The organism is Anaplasma centrale str. Israel (assembly GCF_000024505.1).
GTDB lineage: Bacteria > Pseudomonadota > Alphaproteobacteria > Rickettsiales > Anaplasmataceae > Anaplasma > Anaplasma centrale.
In genome coordinates this window covers 78,492-98,571 of record NC_013532.1, presented here as the reverse complement: position 1 = coordinate 98,571, position 20,080 = coordinate 78,492, and the positions used below count along the sequence as shown (strand labels likewise).

Sequence of the window (20,080 nt, the reverse complement as noted above, 5' to 3'; positions counted from 1 at the left end):
AAAAACCTATCTTGAGTGTATACTGTACCACCTTAAGATAGGAAGTGAATTTACTTATGGATTATAACCTCATCCCAATACTATTTGTCTCGTATTTAATTGGGTCAATTCCCTTCTCATGGATACTGGTAAAGGTATTTTGTAAGATGGATTTAAGAAGCGTTAATTCAGGTAATATTGGGGCGACTAATGTATTTAGAGTAGATAAGAAAATTTCATTTGTAGCACTATCTCTGGATATAATTAAATCAGCGCTGGTGATTTTTGTCCTAGAAAAGACGAATGTACAAAAATCCATCTTATATTTAACTGGGTTTACTCTAGTAGTTGGTCATATATTCCCATTATGGTTTTTATTTAAGGGGGGAAAGGGGATAGCCCCAACAATAGGAGTAGTGTTGTCAGTGAATATTAAAGTATTTCTATTGTTTATAATAACCTGGGCGGTTGTTTTTGCTATATTTAGATATTCATCATTATCATCAATAACCTCAATTGTATCATCATGTATATATTGTGTGGCAATTGAGGATTTCAACGCGTCTATATTTTACATAGCTATGTCTGTGATTATACTGATAAAGCACAAGGATAATATTATTAGAATTATGAATGGAGCTGAAAAAAAGTTATTCTAAAATCAAAAAACTCTAACTCTAGTATTATATATGTGGCATAGGGCAGCGGCTATGGCATCAGATGAATGGTTATTGATTTTTATATCGCTTCCTATCCCAAGTGAATTCCTTACCATAAATAAAACCTGATCTTTTGGGGCCATACCATTTCCGGTTATGCACTTTTTAATCGCAGTGGATGAGTATTCGTATATGTTAATCCCCTTAGACATAACAGAAATTGTCGACGCGGCCCTTGCGTAACATAAGGACATTGAAGACCTTGGATTAGAGTTTACAAACACCTTCTCGATTGATGCCTCCTCTATTCTATACATACCAAGAACAGAGAGAAGAGAAACATAAATCTTGTACAGCTTTTCACTTTCCTTACTAATTCCACGAGTGGAAATAACCCCACTATCCAGAAGGCATATAGAGTGGGAATCCAAACTAGAAACAACTCCCCATCCTGTAAACTCAAGCCCAGGGTCTATACCGATAGTGATCACATAATTAGCGGGGATTATGAGCTGATAACATACATAAAAAGAAACAAAAACAACCAAACTACATCTACGAAATGCCAGTACCAGGCCGCACATTCAAACCCAATGTGGCACTCAGAGGAAAAATTCCCCTTTTTCATCCTTGCCCAGCATATGAACAAAAAAACTATCCCTAGTAATACGTGAACTCCATGAAACCCAGTTGCCATATAAAAATTAGAGGAATACACCGCCCCACCACCTACTCCTTTAAATGGGAAGTCTATATGCATGTACTCAATGCACTGGAAGGAGGAAAAAATAACCCCTAGAATAATCGTTGATAAAAGCATCCTGGATGAAGATTTCATATCCCCACCTAAGAGAAAATGGTGTGACCATGTAATTGTAAAACCAGAAAGGAGAAGGGTAATGGTATTAAAGAAAGGTATAGACCACGGATCAACGGTCTTTATACCTTTTGGAGGCCAAGAGGTATACACCTTCTCTGAAAAATCTACTAGATTATAAACTGGAAAAAGCCAAGCCTTAAAAAAAGACCAAAAAAAGGCAAAAAAGAACATAGTCTCTGAAAGAATCATTACAGCAAGGCCTAGCCTCAACCCTCGCTTAACAACTTCCGTGAAACAGTTATCCTTATTAGCCTCGTCGATGACGTCAAACCACCACTTATATAACACCGTTATGGTTAGAAGTACTCCTATCGGGAAAAATATCGTCCAATAGGAGCCGCCGTGTATAAATTTTACTAACCCAAATGCGGAGAGAAAAGAGCATAAAGAGAGAAGAATCGGCCACGGACTTTGCGAAAGTATATGGTGGTCGTGCTTCTTCATCTGAGTTTTAGCAGTAAAAGTAACTGGAAGTTACAGACTAATGAGAGTATATGTCAAGATTATTCAAATTCAAGAGGCCTTCCTTACTGATCTAATAAGACTTTCTACATGTTGTATTGGGGTTTCTGGTAGGATGCCGTGCCCTAAGTTAAAAATAAGTGGTTTATCTCCCAACTCCTCCACTATTTTTATAGATTTGCTGTCTGATGCTTTTTGGTTGTATGCCAATAGAGATGGGTCTAGATTCCCTTGTATCACACCATTAAGGTGTTCTTTTATCCATGAAGTTGGTATGCTGTAGTCAACACTAATAGCGGATATTCCGGTTTTTTCTAAATATGTCTTATACATCACACCGGCACCCATAGGGAATCCAATAATAGGAAAGTTTGGATGCCTAACACGTACAAAATCTACTATCTTCTTTGTTGGGGTGATAACGTATTCCTCAAAGATTTCTACTGGAAGCAGACTTGCACTACTATCAAATAATTGAATAACATCAACTCCGCTCTCGATTTGTTTCGCTAGGTAGTGGGATGTCAGGTCAGTAATTCTGTTAACTAGCTCCGTAATCTTGTTTTCGGGGTGTTTATGCGCAGTTTCTAGGCAAATATCCTTCCTGATTTTAAAAAAGTTTTTTTCCTTTCCTAAAGCATATGTAAGCAAAGTCCAAGGTGATCCGGCAAATCCTATTAGGGTTTTGTCAATGTCTAGAGACTTTCGTACTCTACGAATTCCTTCAAATACTGGTTGAAGCTTTGTGATAGATTCACTAATGGAGTATTGGTGTATGACCTTTCCTATTTGTGGTCCTTGTCCTCTCATAAAGTTGACTTCATATCCTAAAGAGTCTAGGACAACCATTATGTCGGAAAATATTATTGCTGCGTCTATGTCGAACCTTTTAACTGGCTGTAGGGTTATTTTTTCAACGACCTCTGGGGTGTAGCAGGCGTCTAAGAAGTTTTCGAAGTTGTTCATGACCTCATGATATTCGGGAAGGTATCTTCCTGCTTGTCTCATGAACCATATTGGAATCTTTTCCTGTCTTTTTTTTTCGATGAGAACCCGTTCGAGTACTCTACCTTGTTTTTTTGAATTAAACATAAATAATCTTCCTTATATATAACTATAGTTTATTTATACCTGTTGATTGTGTGGATAACCGCAAATTATGCAAAATCCCATTTAATAGCGCGGTTGCAGTTTTGTGGATAAATTTGTTAGTAAAGTAGCTAAGTGTTTGATTTTGTACGAAAATTTATGTTTATAAAATGTGTGTGAATTGTGTTGATAACTGCCGAGTGCGTGGCGGTTTTCTGGTCGTGAAAATTCGCGTTATTTCTCAAAACTCTGTGAATAACTTGGTGTCGTTATGTTAGTACTTTTTATTCACCTGTGATTTACATACTTATTAACAGAGTTATACAGGCAACTTTGGTATAGAAAGCTGGGGATTTGCCGAGTATACTCTGGAAGCTCTGTGTAGGTGATGTGGGTTTTGTTAGCAATGGGAAACGGAGTTTCTGAAGATGGCGTAGGTGGCGATGTCCCCACGCGGGGCGGTGCGCGGTCTGTCTTCTATTCCTTTGTCCTGGAGAGGCTCCCTGGTTTCAAGGAGTTTGCTAAAAACAGAATAATGGCAGAGAACGCATTGCACTTTGGTAGCTCCCACATAATGAACAACCTAGTCAGGTTGGATGAATGTTCAGTGAAAGACATCATGGTGCAAAGGTCTGAAATACTCGCACTGGGGATTGATGATAGTGACCTACTCACTAAGGTGCTGAGGAGCCAGCATACCAGGGTGCCGGTGTATAAAGACAATATCGATAACATCGTCGGATTTATTCACATTAAGGACATCACCTCGAAAGAGGGTTTGGACTTCAACGTGAAGAGCATAATACACAATGTGATGTACGTTCCGCACTCGATGAAGGCCGTGAACCTTTTTGTGAAGATGCAGTCCTCCCGTGTGCACATGGCAATTGTGCTAGATGAGTATGGAAGCACCGACGGGCTGGTTACGATGGCTGATATAATTGAGGAAATTGTTGGCGATATAGAGGATGAGCATGACGTCCCCTCAATCCCCGATATTGTAAATATCTCCAACGATAAAATCGAGGTGAATGCAAGAGTGCTGGTCCGCACCCTGGAGCAGTCGCTCGGTATCTCACTTAAAGATTCTGAGGAAGAAGAGTACGTAACAGTCGGAGGGCTTATACTTGCTATGGTGGGTAGGGTGCCGGTTGTGGATGAGGTTTTTAATCACAAAAGTGGTGCATCATTCCTGATTAAGGAAGTAGACAATCGATGCATATATAGGGTAGTGATTGATCTAAGTAAAGTTCTCAGGAACCGGTGAGGAAAAGGCGGCCTGCGGCCGCTATAGGGACGTGCAGAGCTTTCACTGTGCTTATTTTTGCCATTTCGTTTGCTGGGAATGTAACCACGCTGACTTCCCAGAGGTCTATTTTGGAGATCATCCTAACGCCGGATTTGCTATCCCTTCTTGACTGTACAACTTTATACCCTATGGATAGGGCATTTACGCTGCCGTCTGTTATCAGGGCGTAGACCTCCCGTGCCAGCCGAAGCCCCAGGTTTAGCTTTGCAACCACCAACAAACCAAAGGAGTCTTCCCTAGCGTCTAGTATTTTTCCAATAGGGTCCTTAATACTATGTTGCCATAGCAGGGCCACTTTTCTCTTTTGCAGGGACTCCGCGAATGCCCCTGGCTTTATTACATCGTTGTGGGCATCTACCTTGTTGAAAACACTAGCGTAACCCACAAAACTGCCATGTTCATGTTTCTTTGAGTTTTTGACTATATACATTTTCGCCACCATTGTCGTACTGCTTTTGAGCCTCGAGGGAGTTGCCTCCCTCGATCGGGGGTAAGCCGAAAGCGGCTCTTTTTTCATTTACGGTCATGAACGTTGCATTTTGTACATACTGCCATAACCGTTGCCTTTTTTCAGTCAGCACGCAGATAGATTCCTTATCGTAAGACAGAAACATGTTGCTACCAAACCTTGGCACCAACCATGAGTTGAGATGTGCGATAATACTCTCCAAATGCGGGATGATCGTCTGCTCCCATAACGCAAGCCTAGCTTCTGAAAGGTTACTGTAAGTATTGTCTCCCGGGATGCCTAGCAACTGGGGTGGAACCCCAAAAGCCAGAGCGATCTCTCGAGCAGAGACATTTTTCGACTCAATGAAATCCATGTCCCGTGGGGACAGGCTCATTTCTCGCCATTCCAACCCACCTTCGAGCAAAATAGGTCTACCGGAGTTCTTTGGCCCTGCGTAAAAGTCTTCAATCTGGGCCTTTAATCTTTGATACTGCTCCTGAGTCAGAGTGCTATTCCTCTCGTTTTTAGTTTTCACGACCAGGGCGCCACTGGGGCGGGCTCCGTTCTGCAGCATTGCCTGGTTCCAAGCGCCGGCCTGATTGTGTTGGTCAATGCTGTAAGATGCGGCTTCGATCGTCGATAATCCGTACCAATCATTTAGGGGGTGAAAGTTCTTCAGGTGTAACAAATCATGGCGGTTGGTGGCGCGGTCCACCTGAAACTCGTACACATGTCCGTTCACGCTATAGCGGTATGCTATGGCATTCCCCCCTGCTTTGGTAACAATTTCTACCCTATCGGGCCTCAGTAGGTGTAATTCTTTTGGGAGCATGTCCCTACTTTCTACGGATAGGACGTATGAATTGCCGCTAATCAACCTGTATGTCACTATCCCTTCGATTAGCTCGGCCCTCGTCATAATACAGTTGGGACGCGATAACAACTTAAGGATAGGATGGTTGAATATCTGAAAAACGCCGCTTTTTGTGGTTTTGTGTAACGTGATGTTTACAGATCCTGCGGCGGATGCCACCATATGGATCGACCGAAAAGCGATAACGTTTTTAATGTACCCGTTTCTAGCAAAACTCGCATAGTTGCGGTCACCCCACACGGCTTCTCCACGGCATTCTAAAAACACCGAGGACACACTTGTGTCGCTGTTTCTGCCGAAAAAGGATTCTCGCATAATTGGTTGTGCTTACCGGATATGCTTCATGCTAATGCACCAAACCGCGCCCCGGAAGCAATTTGGACACTGTATATTTTTACTGATATAGTTTAGAATCTTACTTTTGGTAGTTGTTGTAAATGCCCGTGTCCCGTATAGGTAGTACTTACACCGAAAGAGCTAGAGGCTCATTCGGCAAAGCAGCAAGTTCTTATGACGAGCATTCCACCGTCCAGCGCGATATCGCGAGGGAGCTATGTACGCTTGTATGTGGCACTAAAGGACAGAAAGTGCTAGATGTTGGGTGTGGCACCGGGCACGTGGGCGCCATAATTGGCAACCGTTGCGAGCTTTTTCAGGTAGATATCTCTGAAGAGATGTGTGGCATTGCCAACAAGAAAATTCGCGGCCTTACCGTAAGTTGCAACATGGAAAACATGCCGTTCTCCGACGGTTTTTTCGATGTGGTAACGTCATCCATGGCTATACACTGGGCTTATAACATTAGTGCCTGCCTGCGAAGCATGCTGAGGGTGCTAAATGAAACTGGGCAGGGGTTGTTTATCAGCGTTCCCGTACAAGGAACCTTGGAGGAGCTTGCAGTTTGTGAAAGGTTAATGGGCCGGAAGAGACAATTTGAATTTCATGACGTTGCGTTTTTTGAAAAGCTTGTCCCCACGCTAGGAGCCACCATTGAATATGTGCAGTGCAAAAAATATACACTGCATCACAAGACGTGCATGCGATTGCTGAACTCAATCGCCAAGATTGGCGCGCAGTCTCACCGTGGTGCAGCTGAAACTTCTGGGGTAAGTATTGCGGATGTGTGTCGTGTGTATAGCGACCTCTTCTCGCAGAATGGGATGGTAATAAGCTCCTGGAATATAGCTTATTTAGTTATCAAAAAACGATTTTGCTGATATCATAGCGCCAACGTCTGTGCCTAGCGTATTTGCCGTCATGCTTAGCGACTGTCGCGATTTGTCACGCGAAATCAGGGACATTGCGAAGAAAAAAAACGCAATCATTCTGGCCCACTACTATCAGGATGATGAAGTCCAAGAAACTGCAGATTTTGTTGGGGATTCCCTTGAGCTGTCAAAGAGGGCAGCATCAACAGATGCGGAGATCATCGTCTTTTGTGGCGTGTTCTTCATGGCAGAAGTTGCCAAAATTCTAAATCCCGGTAAAAGGGTTATAATGCCAGACCTCAATGCCGGATGCTCGTTGGCAGAATCTTGTAGAGGGGAAGACTTTAAAAATTTCCGGCGTGCACATGAGGACCACTTTGCAATTACGTATATCAATTCTTCTGCGGAAGTGAAATGCTACTCAGACATAATATGCACCTCTTCCAACGCCGTTAAGATAATTAACAGCATACCCAAAGACCAAAAAGTATTGTTCGCTCCTGACAGGTTTTTGGGAGAATTTCTCAAACAGAAAACGGGCAGGGATATGCTCTTGTGGCATGGAAGTTGTGTTGTGCACGAAAACTTTTCCGAAGCCAGCCTTGTTGACTTGTCTGTGAGGCATAAAGACGCCCATATTATTGCACATCCGGAATGCCCTGGTAATTTGCTAAAATATGCGCACTGCATAGGCTCCACCACACACCTATTGCGCTACGCTGCCGCTCACGCTGGGTCTAAGTTCATTGTACTGACCGAAGAGGGGTTGGTGTACCAAATGAGAAAAGCGTCCCCGGGGAGCGAGTTTTATGTAGTTAATTCTGCCAAGGGCTGTGAATCATGCAGTAAGTGCCCATACATGCGGCTAAATACTTTAGAAAAGCTCTACAAGTGTATTGTGGATGAGCAACCCGAAGTGACGATGAGTGCAGAAATAATCTCCGGCGCAAGGAAACCGATCGAAGCGATGATGCGCGCATCATAGGGTAGTTCAAGAAGCCGACCTCAAGTGTTTTCTTTGAAGTACTGCGCCTTGTTTAAGTCATCCTTATACCTCTCCGCCTCCTCCATAGGTGGTTTTGAGGCTGTGATGTTTTTCCATTTTTTAGAAAATTCTGCGTTTATTTTGTGAAAAGCCTTCAAACTCTGTTGCCGCTCATTCAGCGTGCTATCATCACACGATATGATATCTTCTATGAACTCGTCGCTGACTATGGCATCCACAGGGCATTCCGGTACGCAAACACCGCAGTCTATGCACTGGTCCGGGTCGATCACCAGCATGTTCTCCCCCTCATAAAAGCAGTCCACAGGGCACACCTCAACGCAGTCTGTATACTTGCACCGGATGCACCTGTCTGTTACAAAATGGGTCATGAAGCTAAGCCGCTAAAACCCTTATGATACTTGACTGTTGTCGAAAGAGCAAATACTGCAGGCGCCGCAACCGCCTGCGTGTTGTTGGTACGCGTATGTGCCCTCTCGTCGAGGGAGGTGTTTAGATGGAGATATACCAACATAGTGATTGTAGCTGCCTGAGCGGAAAGAAGTTTTGCATCGTTGGCTATGGTTCCCAGGGCAAGGCCCAGGCGATGAATCTGCGCGATAGCGGAATTAGAGATATAACGATTATCCTTCACACAGGATCAAGGAGTATAGATTTAGCAAGGGGGGACGGGTTTGAAGTTGATACTTCAGGCTCCTCAGCAAAACATGCTGACGTCATAGTGATGCTAGCACCTGATGAGGCACACCGGGAGATATGTAAAGAGACGCTATTTCCATATTTGAAGCCTGGGCAGGCAATCATATTTGCACATGGGCTGAGCATACTATATGGCCTGGTTGAGTTGCCGGGATACGTTGACGTGTGTATGGTATCGCCAAAGTCAGTAGGCACAGAGGTACGGAACCAATATCTGGAGGGCAATGGAGTGGTGTGCTTCACTGCGGTTATGAATGACTGCAGTGGTACAGCGAAGGCGGTATCAGATGCCTATGCAGCGGCGGTGATGCTCGGAAAGCTGATCATAGGTACTACCTTCAAGCAAGAAGTAGAAGCAAACCTATTTTCTGAACAAGTAGTCTTATGTGGAGGGATACCATCACTCATCAAGTGCGCTTTTGAGGTTATGGTTGAATCTGGAATCTCACCAGAGGTAGCATACTTGGGTTGTGTATATGAGGTGAAGCTAATAGCTGATCTGATGCACAGGAAGGGGATATACGGTTGCTTGAGCAATGTCTCTAGTGTTGCGGGATATGGTGCCAGTATTACTGGAGATAGGATTATAGATGGCAGGGTGAAGCAGAGTATGAGGGAAACACTAGCAGAGATCCAAAGCAGAGAATTCTTCAAGAAGCTCAGTAAAGAACCTAATCTACAACAAACTCTTAGTACATACTATAAAGAACTAGAGAAGCATCCTATAGAAGCAGTAGGGAAGGAACTAAGAGATCTGATGAACACGTAATTATATAATAATAGGACGCAGTACACACACTACTGCAATGAAGAAGAGGAAGAACCACTCCCCTTACTACCAAAGACCATACTCATCACATTTCCATCCATTCTAGGAGAAGACTCTGGTCTAGCAACTCCTTCAGTATCATTCACTAAACGATCTAGAATACCTAACCCCACTTCCTTATACTGAAGCTCACGTCCCACAAACCTTATAGATACCTTAACCTTATTCCCCTTCTCTATGAATCCTTTGAGGTTGTTGAGCTTAATGTTATAGTCGTTATCCTCAATGTTTAGCCTGAACTTCAGTTCTTTGAGTGAGGAGGATCTAGCCTGGCCTACAGAACTCATTGCGGGTTGTCATCATCGCGCTGCTTGCCGTCGCGACGGGGGGGTTGCGTATCCTCGTCATCGTATGTTTCGTCTTCCCCGTACGGCTCATCGCCGCCACTTTCTTCATAGTACGGCTCTTCATCTCCGCTGCTATACTCGTCTTCGGCATCTTGCAGCTCACCATCAGTGGGCTCCTCTTCATATGCTAGGAGTTCATCCTCCGCTGGATACACGTCAGTGGCCTCGCCCTCTGAACCGCGTATTTCATCTGCCTCATACGGCTCACCACCGTCATTTTCCTCGTAATACGGCTCTTCATCTCCGCCACCATACCCATCTTCATCACCTTGTTGTAGCTCACCATCAGTGTGCTCCTCTTCATATGCTAGGAGTTCATCCTCCTCCGGATGTCCTTCGTCGCTAACGTGATCTTCCGGGTAGCCGTCTTCGTCACCTATATCGTCCAGGCCCTCTCCGTTTAGTGGTACATCCTCTCCTTCTATGTCATCCAGACCTTCCATGTACTCATCATCTTCTGAGCTGTAGTCATAGTCTTGTGGATAATCTCCGAATTCGTCGTACCCAGCCTCATCACCATGTTGTTCTTGGGGTTGCTGCGCCTCCTGAGCGCTTTCTTCATGAGCAATGGCAGCCTGCTGCTCTCCTTCTTCAGATGTAGGCACATCCTCAGCGACTGTGTCCACTCCTCCCCGTGCCGCATCTGGATCATAAGGTTCCTGCGTCGGGACAAAAGTGCTCTTGAGTAGCTTCTTAGTGAAAAACTTATCCTCATAGTACTTAATCTTTTTCGATTTGATCGGATACGTAGATTCGATCAATAAAATCTGCTCATCTTTCGGTAGCATGATCACTTCCTGTGGAAGCAACAGCGCCCGCTGAGTATCTGAAATGTGCAAGGAGCGCGATGCAGGATTCAAATCCAAAAATTTCGGCCTATTCAGCGATTCCTGGCTCACGGTTTTGTTACCTATGAGCTGAGAAATCAAGTTTGCAGTTTCAATATTATTTGCCGCAAACGTGATCCTATAAGTAGAGTTTGAGAGGAAGGAGTTCATACCCGCTTCTTCGTATATACCCTTCAGCTGTTCGGTATCTTGTATTATCAAGAACAGCCTAACTCTATAACCGCGGAAGTACGCAATACCGGTTTGGAATTGCTCCATTTTTCCTAGCGTGGGGAACTCATCCATCATGAACAGAACCCCATAGGGCTCATCGTCCGATGGCAACGCCCTACACAAAAACTCGGTCGCCTGCTGATAGAATACCTGCATTAGAGGCCTGAGCCTGGTCAGGTTATCTGGGGTGAGGCCCACGTATACTGTGATCTTCTTTTTCTTGAACTCCTGAATGTTGAAGTCACTAGACGCGGTTGCGGTGTCAATCAAGGGGTTGGCCCACAGTTCCAGGGATGAGTTCATTGTTGAGACCACCCCTGACCGTTCCTTATCGGCCTTCTGGAGGAAAGCCGCAATGTTCATATATGCTACTGGATGGATTTTTTTCCCTATGGTATCCAAAACCACAGCCAGGTTATAAACTACATCATCACTGCGCATTGTGCGCACAACTTCACCAAATGATTTGACCTTTTCCGGAACTGCTAGTAAATACAATACGACACCGACGAAAAGGCTGCGAGCCTCGTTATACCAAAAGTCTTGCTCAGGCATAATGAGGTTCGCGATTTTTTGCACATCATCCACCATCTGGCCGGGTTTTTTGCTTATCCAGTCCAAAGGATTGTAACAGTGGCTGATACCGTCAGGTTGTGCAGGGTTCCACACATAAACTTCCTGCCCGATCTTCTTGCGCCACCCACTTGTGATGTCGTAGTTCTCCAGCTTGATGTCATGCACCACGAGCGAGTCTTCCCAGAACAGAAGATTGGGTATTACAAACCCCACACCTTTACCTGACCCTGTAGGCGCGAAAAGCAATGCGTGCTGGTAGCCATCTGCTACTAAATACCCCCTTTGGTCTTTTCCAAGAAGCAGACCCTTCCTGCTTCTGAGGCCAATTTTACGTATATCGCGCTCCGACGCCCATCTGGAATCACCATGCAAGGCCTCTTTCTTTCGGAAAGGTCGCCACTCCAGGAGAATGTGCCGCAGATTCCAAAAGACAGTGCCCACTATACACAACGGTGCCGCGAAGGATAGCCACAACTTCAGCGAATTAGGCACCCCATATAACTTGGGATCAGCCCACCACCCGTGGATGTAATTGAAAATTGTTGGCCATAACCTCATGGGGAAGTCTGATATGCTGGGGTTCAGAGCGTTGAAGTCTAAGTACTCAAGACCCCACATTGAAAGAACAAAAAGTGCCCCCGAGATGTAAAAACAGAACTCCAGGAGGAAAAACATCCCGAAGAAGAACACCAAAATGTTACGTATGTGGTTAGAGCTACTGTGCATGGCTTAACAATAAGGAGGCCCTGGCCATCAGCGATTTTACACCAAGCTTAATCATTGCCTTGTGAACATTTGGTGAACATAATCTCCGAGACGTGCCGCACTCCTCCAGACTCCCTTTTTAGCTGTATAATTACGTCTACTATGTTGGTGATGTAGTCTACTATTTGTTCCGGTGGCAACCCCAGGCTTGCTTGCATTACCATAAGTTTCAGCTGCTCCACAGCCATTCTAGGCGTGTCTGCATGCAAGGTGGAGATAGAGCCCGGGTGCCCTGTATTTATGGCTCTGAGAAAGCTGAACGCCTCAGCCCCCCTGAGCTCCCCCACGATTATCCTATCTGGCCGAAGACGCAAGCAGGCCTCTATAAGATCTTGAGTAGAGACCTTAGCGCGCCCCTGGCCGCCCTTAGATGCTAATAGATGCACCCTATTGGGGTGGTCTAGCGCTATTTCTCTAGAGTCTTCCACAGTTATTATCCTTTCATCCTTTGGGATAACCCGCAGCGCCGCGTTCGTGAACGTAGTTTTCCCAGTGGACGTACCCCCGCTGACTATTATGTTTTTTTTGCTCAGCACCGCGAGCTCTATGAAAGACTTGATATCCCCACTACTCAGAAACTCACTAAGCTTCTTGTTCACGTCCATAGCCTTGCGGCCCTGCTGGGCTACATGGGCGAACGCACCCATTTTCTCATAATCCTCGAGTGACAGCTGCACCGTCGATGGCTTTCTTATGGAGAATACGACTTTATCACCCTCGCAAGCGGGGGGAAACACCACCTGCACACGGAAACCGTTGGGCAAAGAAGCCGACAACAAAGGCGTTTCCTCACTCAACTTTTGCTCAGTTGCTTGTGCCACCAACCTGCCGAGTGCCTTGAGATGAGACAGAGTCAGACTCTCAATCCTCTCACACCGTATATCGCCCCTGTTCTCTACCCATACCTCGCATTCCCTGTTGATCGAGATTTCATTAACCCCATCCTCCGCGAATATGCTCTGCAGGGGCTCCAAGTATGTCTCTAACGCTGCATATCCCGCTGTCATATGTACGCACAACACTCCATACTAAATACACCACGCCCCCACACGGACCCAGGCCAATTACCTCCGCACCGCCTCCCTGGGGAACACTATGTCTTGGTTTACAAATACCTTCATTACAGTTCCCTGGTCAACATAAATGGTTGGCTTGTTGGCATCCGCGTACTTCTTTATCAGAGACTTCATAGATTCGGAGAAATCTTTTACGGCGTCAGACACTATCTTGACCGGAAGAGTAGACGACTTTTCCTCTTTCTTCTTCTCTCCACCTTTCTCCTCCGTGGTATCCTTGATCTCAGACTGCAGGGCAGGTATTTTCGAGGTCACAAAGGCAGTACCCATGGAAACCCCTGCAAGTAGAATCGTGGATGTGAGGACACTCCCCATTTTGGTGTCAACAAACCCTGCACTACCGTTTCTACCTAACTCATCAGTACCGGCAGAGTTAATTTGAATGTCAATACCGTGGGGTAAGATGACCCTGGCCCAACTCACGGTCACGCGCGTATTATTGCCAGATGCGTCGAAGAAGTAGCTGCCTATCAGCCTAGAACCTTTCGGTATCATGACCATATTGCCTGCTTCCGCGTATACATCTCTAGATACTATTGCCCGCAGCACCCCGGGAATGTCTGAGTTTATTGCGGTCTCCAAGACCGCGTCTATCATGTGCCCCTGGAGAATAACATACCCAGGGTCTCCTACCCGTGTGGCCTTGACGCTGGGTGAAGATGTGCCATCCAGCGTGCCCCACGTCCTGAAGCGGCTGTCTGAGCCTTGGCCGCCACCATCTTCGCTTGTGCCACTCTCGCCCCCGCCCCCTCCTAGGACGATCATAGGCGTACCGCGCTTTTCTCTGTCATACCCCAAAAAGGAGGGCATAGGTTCAGGTATGCCTCCCCCCCCTGGCCGGTACGGCATAGGTATGTGTTGCGGCATCCTGTCTTCCTCTTGGGGATGGCGCTGCAACTCGGGCTCGAAGAAACTCTCCACCGCGGGAGGCAAAATCTCTTTAGTCTCTTCCGTAGCTACGGGCTCCTCCTTCCTTTTCTTGGTGATCTTAGTAAGCGTTGGGAGCTCCGGAGCGGTCGGCATGACCAGAGGAGGTAGGTCAGGCAGTTTAGGTGGGGGAGTCAAAATCCTTGGCGCAGTCTCCTGAGCTGGAGCCTCGGACTCCTTGAGCAACTTGTCAACATCCTGTTTCTCGATGACAGCCTGCGGCTCCTCAGATTTCTCCGTGGTACCGCTGCTACGAAAGAACATGTAATAGGCCATTCCGGTTATAGCGCACACCACCAGGACTACAAAGAGCTTCTTGCTCTTATGTACGCCCACCACATTGACGCTTTCCTCTACGCCATCACCGCCGTAGTTATTACCCTTGGTCTCGTCTGACATCCCTAAACTCAACTATTGATTAAAGCACCGTATTCACCACCTCAACGCCACTCTTGCCGTAGTCAAGGTACAGCCGCTTGTGGACTCCTTCGATTATCACATAGCCCTTCAGTAGCAACATCCTGCAGGGCACCTTCTTGCCATGTCTCCCTACGGAAAACACTTTTGGTATCACCTTGTTATTGTCGTAGAACTGGAAATATGTAAGGGCTCCATCATCAAAAGTCCTCACAGGAACTATTGTCTCATCAGAGCTGCTTGCAGAGTACACATAATTCTTGTCGGTTGCGTTCGGGCGTATGGTAACCTCGCCACTGTTGGGGTTTTTTGCCAAGCTTGGAGCAGACAGGTCAGCCAGCCCAGCTCCCTTGAGGTCAAACTCCCTGTTAGTTTCTGGGTAGTAGAAACGCACTACATAGGCTGCGTCTGTGAGAGGAGAATCTACCCTGCCAAACTCGTCGGCTGTTGTCCTATACTCTGCACTACCAGGGTCAGCAGACTTAGAAACAAGATCAAAAGCGTAGCTCCTGCCCTTGTTGGTTTCCACTAGCATGTTCGTCTTGCCCTCCCTTTCCAGTGGCATGATGAACAGCTTATTGTCCACAGGCTTCACCTTCCAGTGAACGGTGTCTCCCATAGCCATCACTTTTATGGTCTCCCCTTTAGAAAACTCTATAAAGGAGTGATACCCATAGTTGAATACAACCGTGAATATCTCATTTGGGCTGTATACAAAGGTCTTGATCCTGCTATCTACAGACACAGGCGCACCACCGCTTACGGCAGACTGAGCCACGCCTCCCGTGAACACAACAGCCAGTAGAGTCGAGAACGCAAGCAAGTTTTTATAGAAATTCATCGTCTGCCCTATAGTAAGTAATTTGAAATCCCAGAGGGTTTACTTGCCTATCCTGGTCGTTCATCTCAAGCGAAGAGTACCTGAAGGAGAGAGTGGCAATCCTATCCCTCTTGGTGATAGACCCATTGTGGTTGTTAAACTCCAGGGAAAACCTAATCTGCACGTTTCCTGTGCTCAGATGCTGCAAAGACCGCACCTTCAGGTTACCAGACACCGCGTCTGAATACAGCGTCATAGGGCTGGAGGGGTTGCTAGGACGTATCCAGTTGCGGAACTCACCATAAGTTTCCTGGGAGGAAAGCAGCCGCACCTTTGTGTAGTAGTTGTACTGAAAATTATTCGGGTCGTACAGCTCCCTCGCCCGCACATACTCGATGATGAAATAGTTGCCCAAGACCTCGTCAGCGGAGTACTGTTTTACCGTGATCGGGTTGACCAACGTGGTAATACCCGACTTCTTTTCTATCTCAACCACAAACGGCTCGATTGTCCTCGTCTTCCCTATCCTGAAAATGACAAAGGTGCTTACTGCAATGCAGAATACGGACAACACCACCAGGAGAAGCAGGACGTTCCGTTGGACCACAACCGAGCTGTATCTGTCATGATACCAGTCATCGGTGCTCGCGGAAACGGCGGCACCCCCATCCTTCTTACCGAAACTAAATATGCCCATACAAACCCGCCGAAATTAAACCAGGAAGGGGAAATCCTCCCCAACGATAAGCCCGCATAATACACGAACACAACCTACAACGCTTTTATTTACATCAAGTTAACAGGAAAATCATCCTCAATTAACGTGGCCTAGGCGTTCTATTTTTGTTTTTATATAGCCAATATTGCGCTCGTGAGTTCCAACCGAAAGAGGTATCATTTTTGTTACATTGAACCCATGGGCACGCATGCCGGATACTTTGCTGGGGTTGCTGGTGAGCATTTGAAACTCTGTAACTCCCAACGCATTGAGAATATGGGCTGCTGGCAGGAAGTCTCGCTCATCGTCGTCAAACCCGAGGAACCTATTGGCATCTACAGTATCTAGCGAGTTCCGCGTTTGTAAATTGTACGCACGTATTTTGTTTGCTAGCCCTATTCCTCTCCCTTCCTGGGAGATGTATAACACTATGCCGCCGTGCCCGCTGCCCAAGAATTGTATGGCGTGCAGCAGTTGCCCCCTGCAGTCACACGACATGCTGCCCAGTAGATCTCCCGTGTAGCACGACGAGTGCAGCCTTACCACGGGGTTCACAAGGCTTGGGTTGCCTATGATGATTGCATAATGTTCTGGCTCCCCTAAGTTTGACCTGTACACAAGTATTTTAGATACCAGTGCGCTGTGTAAACAAAGATCGGAGCGGCAAACCTCGTGCAATCTGTATTCCTCACGGTAACCCGACAATGCGTCACACGCTAAACACAATACGTTATTCTGCGCGCACCACTGCTCCATAGCCCCATCATCGGCCAGTTCCATATCCACGACCAGAGCGGAGGGGAGCAACTTTGCCAGTTTCATCAAGTCTACCGCATGCCTGTCTAGTGGGTTATTGCTACTTGTGACTTGCGCGTTGGGTGGTAGACTCACGCCGGTGGCCAGTGCTGCTGCAATGTCTGTGAGAGTGAGGTTACTTGCCAACACTCTAGACGGCTCATGCCCGCCCGCAACTGCAGCCATTCTCCTGCCAGTTAGCAGTAAGTATACCTTGCTTGAAAATTCAGTAAGTGTAGCGAAGGAGTGCTCCTCCAACAGCTCGCTGGGGAAAACCAGCGCATATTTGCCGCATGTGTGGAGGACAACCGGCGCGCAGCGCCTTATCTCCAGTACCGCCCTCTCTACCAGATTGTTGCCAAAGCCGAAAGCCTTGCCTATCAAATTCACTTAAGACCCACGAGATGGTGCGGTTAAGAAGACTCGAACTTCCAAGGCCTGTTATAGCCACAGCGACCTCAACGCTGCGTGTCTACCATTTCCACCACAACCGCGACAAACACCCGAATATAATGAAAAACAAGCTCAGATGTCAATAACTACAGCTGCCAGTGCCGATAGCACCCACTCCCCGCTTACTGCGAAGGAGAGCCTTCCATAACCGGTGCGGCAGGGTTGTCATGCGATATTGCAAACAGCAACCCATCAACCCTGTCTCCGTATATCTTGCAACGGTTGACATAACTCAAACGCAGGCCTAGCTTTTCCACTTGCTGCTGAACATACGCACCCGAGTGGCAAAAGAAATCTCCCTCTTTGACAAATCTGTACCCCTGCCCGGTACCTTCGCGCACAAGCGCTATGATGATGCCCCCCTTGGCCAAAGCCTTGCTGACCGTCTTGAGAGTCTCACCCAAGCGCTTTCCGGCGTAATGTAGCACCTCTGTCAGGATGATGACGTCATACTCCCTGCTGTTGTCTTGCAGGAATTCGTGCATGTTCATACAAAGCAACTCGTTGTACGCCTGCCTCCCATTTACGAAGCACTTTCTGGCAATGTCCAGCATCCTGCGGGATATATCAACCCCGGTTATGTGGCGACCTATTCCCTTCATCTTCAGAAACTGCCCACAGATACCAGTGCCGCACCCCAGATCTAGGATGTCCAGCTCGGCAACCCTGCTTCCTAGAAAATTCATAACCAAAGACCGCACGTACTCATGCCCCCTGTAGTTCTGTGCAACCAGCCAGTGCTCCACAAAGTATTCGCTTGTATAGTTGAAGTGCTGCCTTATGATGCCTTCCGGAACCTCCGCCACCTTCTCGGGAGCCTCGATTTTTTGTAGGTAATACATAGACTCCTGATGTGACCCATCTAGCGATAGCGCCTTCTCGAAGTTTTTTACTGCCTTGCCCATATCATGAAGGACCAGATAACACCTACCTATGTTGTAGTAGGCATCCGGGAGCCTTGGCCTTACTAAACTGATGAGCCAGAACCTTGCTTTTGCATCTTGTACGTTACCCCTGTAAAAGTGGTACAACCCCAGGTCCATATTCGTAGAGAGTAGGCTTCGAGACTTATCCCGCAAGGAGGCAACGCCCTCCATGGCAGACGCGCGGCCGCTTCTTACGAGTTCAGCAACCTCTCCTGTGCCCGGGAGTGAACAAAAAATCCTCGAGCACAACGACCCTAGGCCATCACCGAAGAAAGAAAGGATTCTTCTCATACTCCACCTAATCGGTAAGACAAAACTCTCCACACCAAAAAAAACTGCGAACGCCGCCGGTAAGTTCTAAGACAAAATTGAGTTTTTGCAAAGCTCTCTTTGGTGCGCCACAGAATCGGTGACATCGAGCAACCAGAGCATGCTGCCAACCCTTAATCTGCTATTACCCTTGCAGGGACGAGGATCGGGTTCCTTTGGGTCTATACTGCGATGGAAGCTGCCGTCAGTACAACCCACAGGAATGACGTGCCCATCCTCTGAAGCCACTTTTGTCCTGTTTCTCTCTAGGGACAGCCACCACGCTATGACTGCGGCAAAGCTCCTGTACTTAGTGGCAACGATGGATGCGACATACCAAGCGCGCTCTAGCGCCTGAAGTGTGAAGAATAGCAATGTCACCACCGTCAGCGCTGCCAATGCAGAAAACCCCGCCAACGGGCACTCAAGCGGACAGTCTCCGGACTCAGTACCCAGCGTCTTTATCACCACTGCAGCCACGCACGCCACGGAAACACACACAAAGGCCGGCACCACGCACATTGACGCTGCCACCCTGTCCACAGAAGAAAGTTCCTGCATAACACAAGCTCCACACTACACCCCTGATTATAACGCACACAGGCCGCATTTGTAATTAGAAAACTTACAAGCCGCCTACAGAACGCCGCGGAAAGACTCGGTAACTCCACTACTGACCACGGTATCACCACTTTCTTGCCATTCTGTTAACAGGCTTCCCCCGGGCATGGTGATCACGCACTTTCTTTCTGTGGCTCCTAGTCTTACACCCGCGATGAGTGCAGCGCAGGATCCACTACCACAGGAACACGTCTCGCCAGTACCCCTTTCCCACACCCTCAGGGTGATCTGGTTTCTAGTGACTACTTCCGCTACGCATACGTTGGTACGCTGTGGGAACATGGAATCGTGTTCCACCAACGGCCCCAGCTCTTCTAACTTGCAGTCCTTGACTGACGCGACGAAAAACACTACGTGCGGGTTGCCCATGTTTACCCCTACGGGCTGTGGGTATCCTGGGATTGACAGCGGAATCTGCAGCGTGTCGCACTCTCTGGCTATGGGTATGTCTTGCCAGGCCAGTTTTGGGCTACCCAAATTTACCCTTATCCTGCCGGTTGGGACCTTTTCCGCAACTACTGTGCGGTCACCAATTGTGATGGAGGTGCTAATAGTGCCCAACTCGTCCATGAGTAGCTTGCCCACGCACATTGCGGCGTTGCCGCACATTGCCGCCTGGCTGCCGTCTGGGTTGTGGATGGTAATTGTGCAATCGGTGCTGCCGTCTGATCTGTCTATAGTCACTACCTGGTCGCAACCAACGCCGGTCTTTCTGTGGGCGATAGCCGCATAGTCTATGGCTGCATCCCCAGTATTTCTGCGGTCAATGATGACAAAATCGTTTGCGTTGCTGTGCATCTTAATAAAATTCACTGCCCACCTAA

At 47.2% G+C, this 20,080-nt stretch carries 21 protein-coding genes and 1 tRNA gene; 5 read left to right on the top strand and 17 right to left on the bottom strand.

Features of this window, described 5'->3' with window-relative positions; all coding sequences use genetic code 11:
• Positions 1 to 44 precede the first annotated feature (44 nt).
• The gene (gene plsY, locus ACIS_RS00460; RefSeq protein WP_187286250.1) at positions 45 to 638 is read left to right on the top strand and encodes a glycerol-3-phosphate 1-O-acyltransferase PlsY; all 594 of its coding nucleotides are present in this window, start codon (positions 45 to 47) and stop codon (positions 636 to 638) included.
• Between the two features lie 2 nt (positions 639 to 640).
• Here plsY and ruvC read toward each other — a convergent pair whose 3' ends face one another.
• The 3 genes from ruvC to hemE all read right to left on the bottom strand — a co-directional run bounded on the left by ruvC (position 641) and on the right by hemE (position 3,072).
• Positions 641 to 1,129, bottom strand: coding sequence for a crossover junction endodeoxyribonuclease RuvC (gene ruvC, locus ACIS_RS00455; protein WP_012880296.1), 489 nt, complete (start codon positions 1,127 to 1,129; stop codon positions 641 to 643).
• 14 nt (positions 1,130 to 1,143) lie between these two features.
• Positions 1,144 to 1,962, bottom strand: coding sequence for a cytochrome c oxidase subunit 3 (locus ACIS_RS00450; protein WP_012880295.1), 819 nt, complete (start codon positions 1,960 to 1,962; stop codon positions 1,144 to 1,146).
• 69 nt (positions 1,963 to 2,031) lie between these two features.
• Complete coding sequence (gene hemE, locus ACIS_RS00445; RefSeq protein ID WP_012880294.1) at positions 2,032 to 3,072, bottom strand: uroporphyrinogen decarboxylase; 1,041 nt, start codon at positions 3,070 to 3,072, stop codon at positions 2,032 to 2,034.
• Positions 3,073 to 3,475: 403 nt separating this feature from the next.
• Between hemE and ACIS_RS00440 the strand changes: the two genes are divergently transcribed.
• A complete protein-coding gene (locus ACIS_RS00440) occupies positions 3,476 to 4,336 on the top strand; it encodes a hemolysin family protein (protein WP_041651340.1) in 861 nt (286 codons plus the stop codon).
• Here the strand turns inward: ACIS_RS00440 and ACIS_RS00435 are convergent.
• Together ACIS_RS00435 and ACIS_RS00430 are read right to left on the bottom strand one after the other, a co-directional pair.
• Positions 4,323 to 4,763 carry an HK97 family phage prohead protease gene (locus ACIS_RS00435; protein ID WP_238523285.1) on the bottom strand — a complete coding sequence of 147 codons (441 nt, stop codon included), beginning with the start codon at positions 4,761 to 4,763 and terminating at the stop codon, positions 4,323 to 4,325. The two genes, ACIS_RS00440 and ACIS_RS00435, sit on opposite strands and share 14 nt — an antisense overlap.
• Before the next feature lie 13 nt (positions 4,764 to 4,776).
• A complete protein-coding gene (locus ACIS_RS00430) occupies positions 4,777 to 6,018 on the bottom strand; it encodes a phage portal protein (protein WP_012880291.1) in 1,242 nt (413 codons plus the stop codon).
• A gap of 122 nt (positions 6,019 to 6,140) precedes the next feature.
• On the opposite strand from ACIS_RS00430, the gene ACIS_RS00425 reads away from it, so the two are divergent.
• Both ACIS_RS00425 and nadA read left to right on the top strand, forming a co-directional pair.
• Entirely contained in the window at positions 6,141 to 6,920 is a 780-nt protein-coding gene (locus ACIS_RS00425; RefSeq protein ID WP_012880290.1) for a methyltransferase domain-containing protein, read from the top strand.
• A gap of 40 nt (positions 6,921 to 6,960) precedes the next feature.
• The gene (gene nadA / locus ACIS_RS00420; RefSeq protein ID WP_041651336.1) at positions 6,961 to 7,896 is read left to right on the top strand and encodes a quinolinate synthase NadA; all 936 of its coding nucleotides are present in this window, start codon (positions 6,961 to 6,963) and stop codon (positions 7,894 to 7,896) included.
• A 20-nt stretch (positions 7,897 to 7,916) separates the two neighbouring features.
• On the opposite strand, the gene ACIS_RS00415 is transcribed toward nadA, so the two are convergent.
• A complete protein-coding gene (locus ACIS_RS00415) occupies positions 7,917 to 8,288 on the bottom strand; it encodes a ferredoxin family protein (protein WP_012880288.1) in 372 nt (123 codons plus the stop codon).
• 125 nt (positions 8,289 to 8,413) lie between these two features.
• Here ACIS_RS00415 and ilvC point away from each other — a divergent pair, with 125 nt between their 5' ends.
• Positions 8,414 to 9,385 (top strand): ketol-acid reductoisomerase, encoded by a 972-nt coding sequence (gene ilvC / locus ACIS_RS00410; protein WP_012880287.1) that lies wholly within the window; start codon positions 8,414 to 8,416, stop codon positions 9,383 to 9,385.
• Positions 9,386 to 9,414: 29 nt separating this feature from the next.
• Here ilvC and infC read toward each other — a convergent pair whose 3' ends face one another.
• From infC to dapF, 11 genes are all read right to left on the bottom strand, one after another.
• Entirely contained in the window at positions 9,415 to 9,732 is a 318-nt protein-coding gene (gene infC / locus ACIS_RS00405; RefSeq protein WP_012880286.1) for a translation initiation factor IF-3, read from the bottom strand.
• The gene (locus tag ACIS_RS00400; protein ID WP_012880285.1) at positions 9,729 to 12,155 is read right to left on the bottom strand and encodes a type IV secretory system conjugative DNA transfer family protein; all 2,427 of its coding nucleotides are present in this window, start codon (positions 12,153 to 12,155) and stop codon (positions 9,729 to 9,731) included. Before ACIS_RS00400 ends, infC begins: the two co-directional genes overlap by 4 nt.
• 47 nt (positions 12,156 to 12,202) lie before the next feature.
• Complete coding sequence (gene virB11, locus ACIS_RS00395; RefSeq protein WP_012880284.1) at positions 12,203 to 13,201, bottom strand: P-type DNA transfer ATPase VirB11; 999 nt, start codon at positions 13,199 to 13,201, stop codon at positions 12,203 to 12,205.
• Between the two features lie 57 nt (positions 13,202 to 13,258).
• A complete protein-coding gene (locus ACIS_RS00390) occupies positions 13,259 to 14,596 on the bottom strand; it encodes a TraB/TrbI/VirB10 family type IV secretion system protein (RefSeq protein WP_012880283.1) in 1,338 nt (445 codons plus the stop codon).
• A gap of 19 nt (positions 14,597 to 14,615) precedes the next feature.
• On the bottom strand, positions 14,616 to 15,455 hold the full coding sequence (gene virB9, locus ACIS_RS00385; protein ID WP_012880282.1) for a P-type conjugative transfer protein VirB9: 840 nt from the start codon (positions 15,453 to 15,455) through the stop codon (positions 14,616 to 14,618).
• A complete protein-coding gene (locus ACIS_RS00380; RefSeq protein ID WP_012880281.1) occupies positions 15,442 to 16,131 on the bottom strand; it encodes a VirB8 family type IV secretion system protein in 690 nt (229 codons plus the stop codon). Before ACIS_RS00380 ends, virB9 begins: the two co-directional genes overlap by 14 nt.
• A gap of 117 nt (positions 16,132 to 16,248) precedes the next feature.
• Positions 16,249 to 17,337, bottom strand: a complete 1,089-nt coding sequence (locus ACIS_RS00375; protein ID WP_012880280.1) for a GTP cyclohydrolase II — start codon at positions 17,335 to 17,337, stop codon at positions 16,249 to 16,251.
• Positions 17,338 to 17,352: 15 nt separating this feature from the next.
• Positions 17,353 to 17,441 (bottom strand) — tRNA-Leu (locus ACIS_RS00370).
• Positions 17,442 to 17,522: 81 nt separating this feature from the next.
• The gene (locus ACIS_RS00365) at positions 17,523 to 18,617 is read right to left on the bottom strand and encodes a methyltransferase domain-containing protein (RefSeq protein ID WP_012880279.1); all 1,095 of its coding nucleotides are present in this window, start codon (positions 18,615 to 18,617) and stop codon (positions 17,523 to 17,525) included.
• A gap of 66 nt (positions 18,618 to 18,683) precedes the next feature.
• On the bottom strand, positions 18,684 to 19,196 hold the full coding sequence (locus ACIS_RS00360; protein ID WP_012880278.1) for a hypothetical protein: 513 nt from the start codon (positions 19,194 to 19,196) through the stop codon (positions 18,684 to 18,686).
• A 75-nt stretch (positions 19,197 to 19,271) separates the two neighbouring features.
• A complete protein-coding gene (dapF, locus tag ACIS_RS00355) occupies positions 19,272 to 20,069 on the bottom strand; it encodes a diaminopimelate epimerase (protein ID WP_012880277.1) in 798 nt (265 codons plus the stop codon).
• Positions 20,070 to 20,080 lie beyond the last annotated feature (11 nt).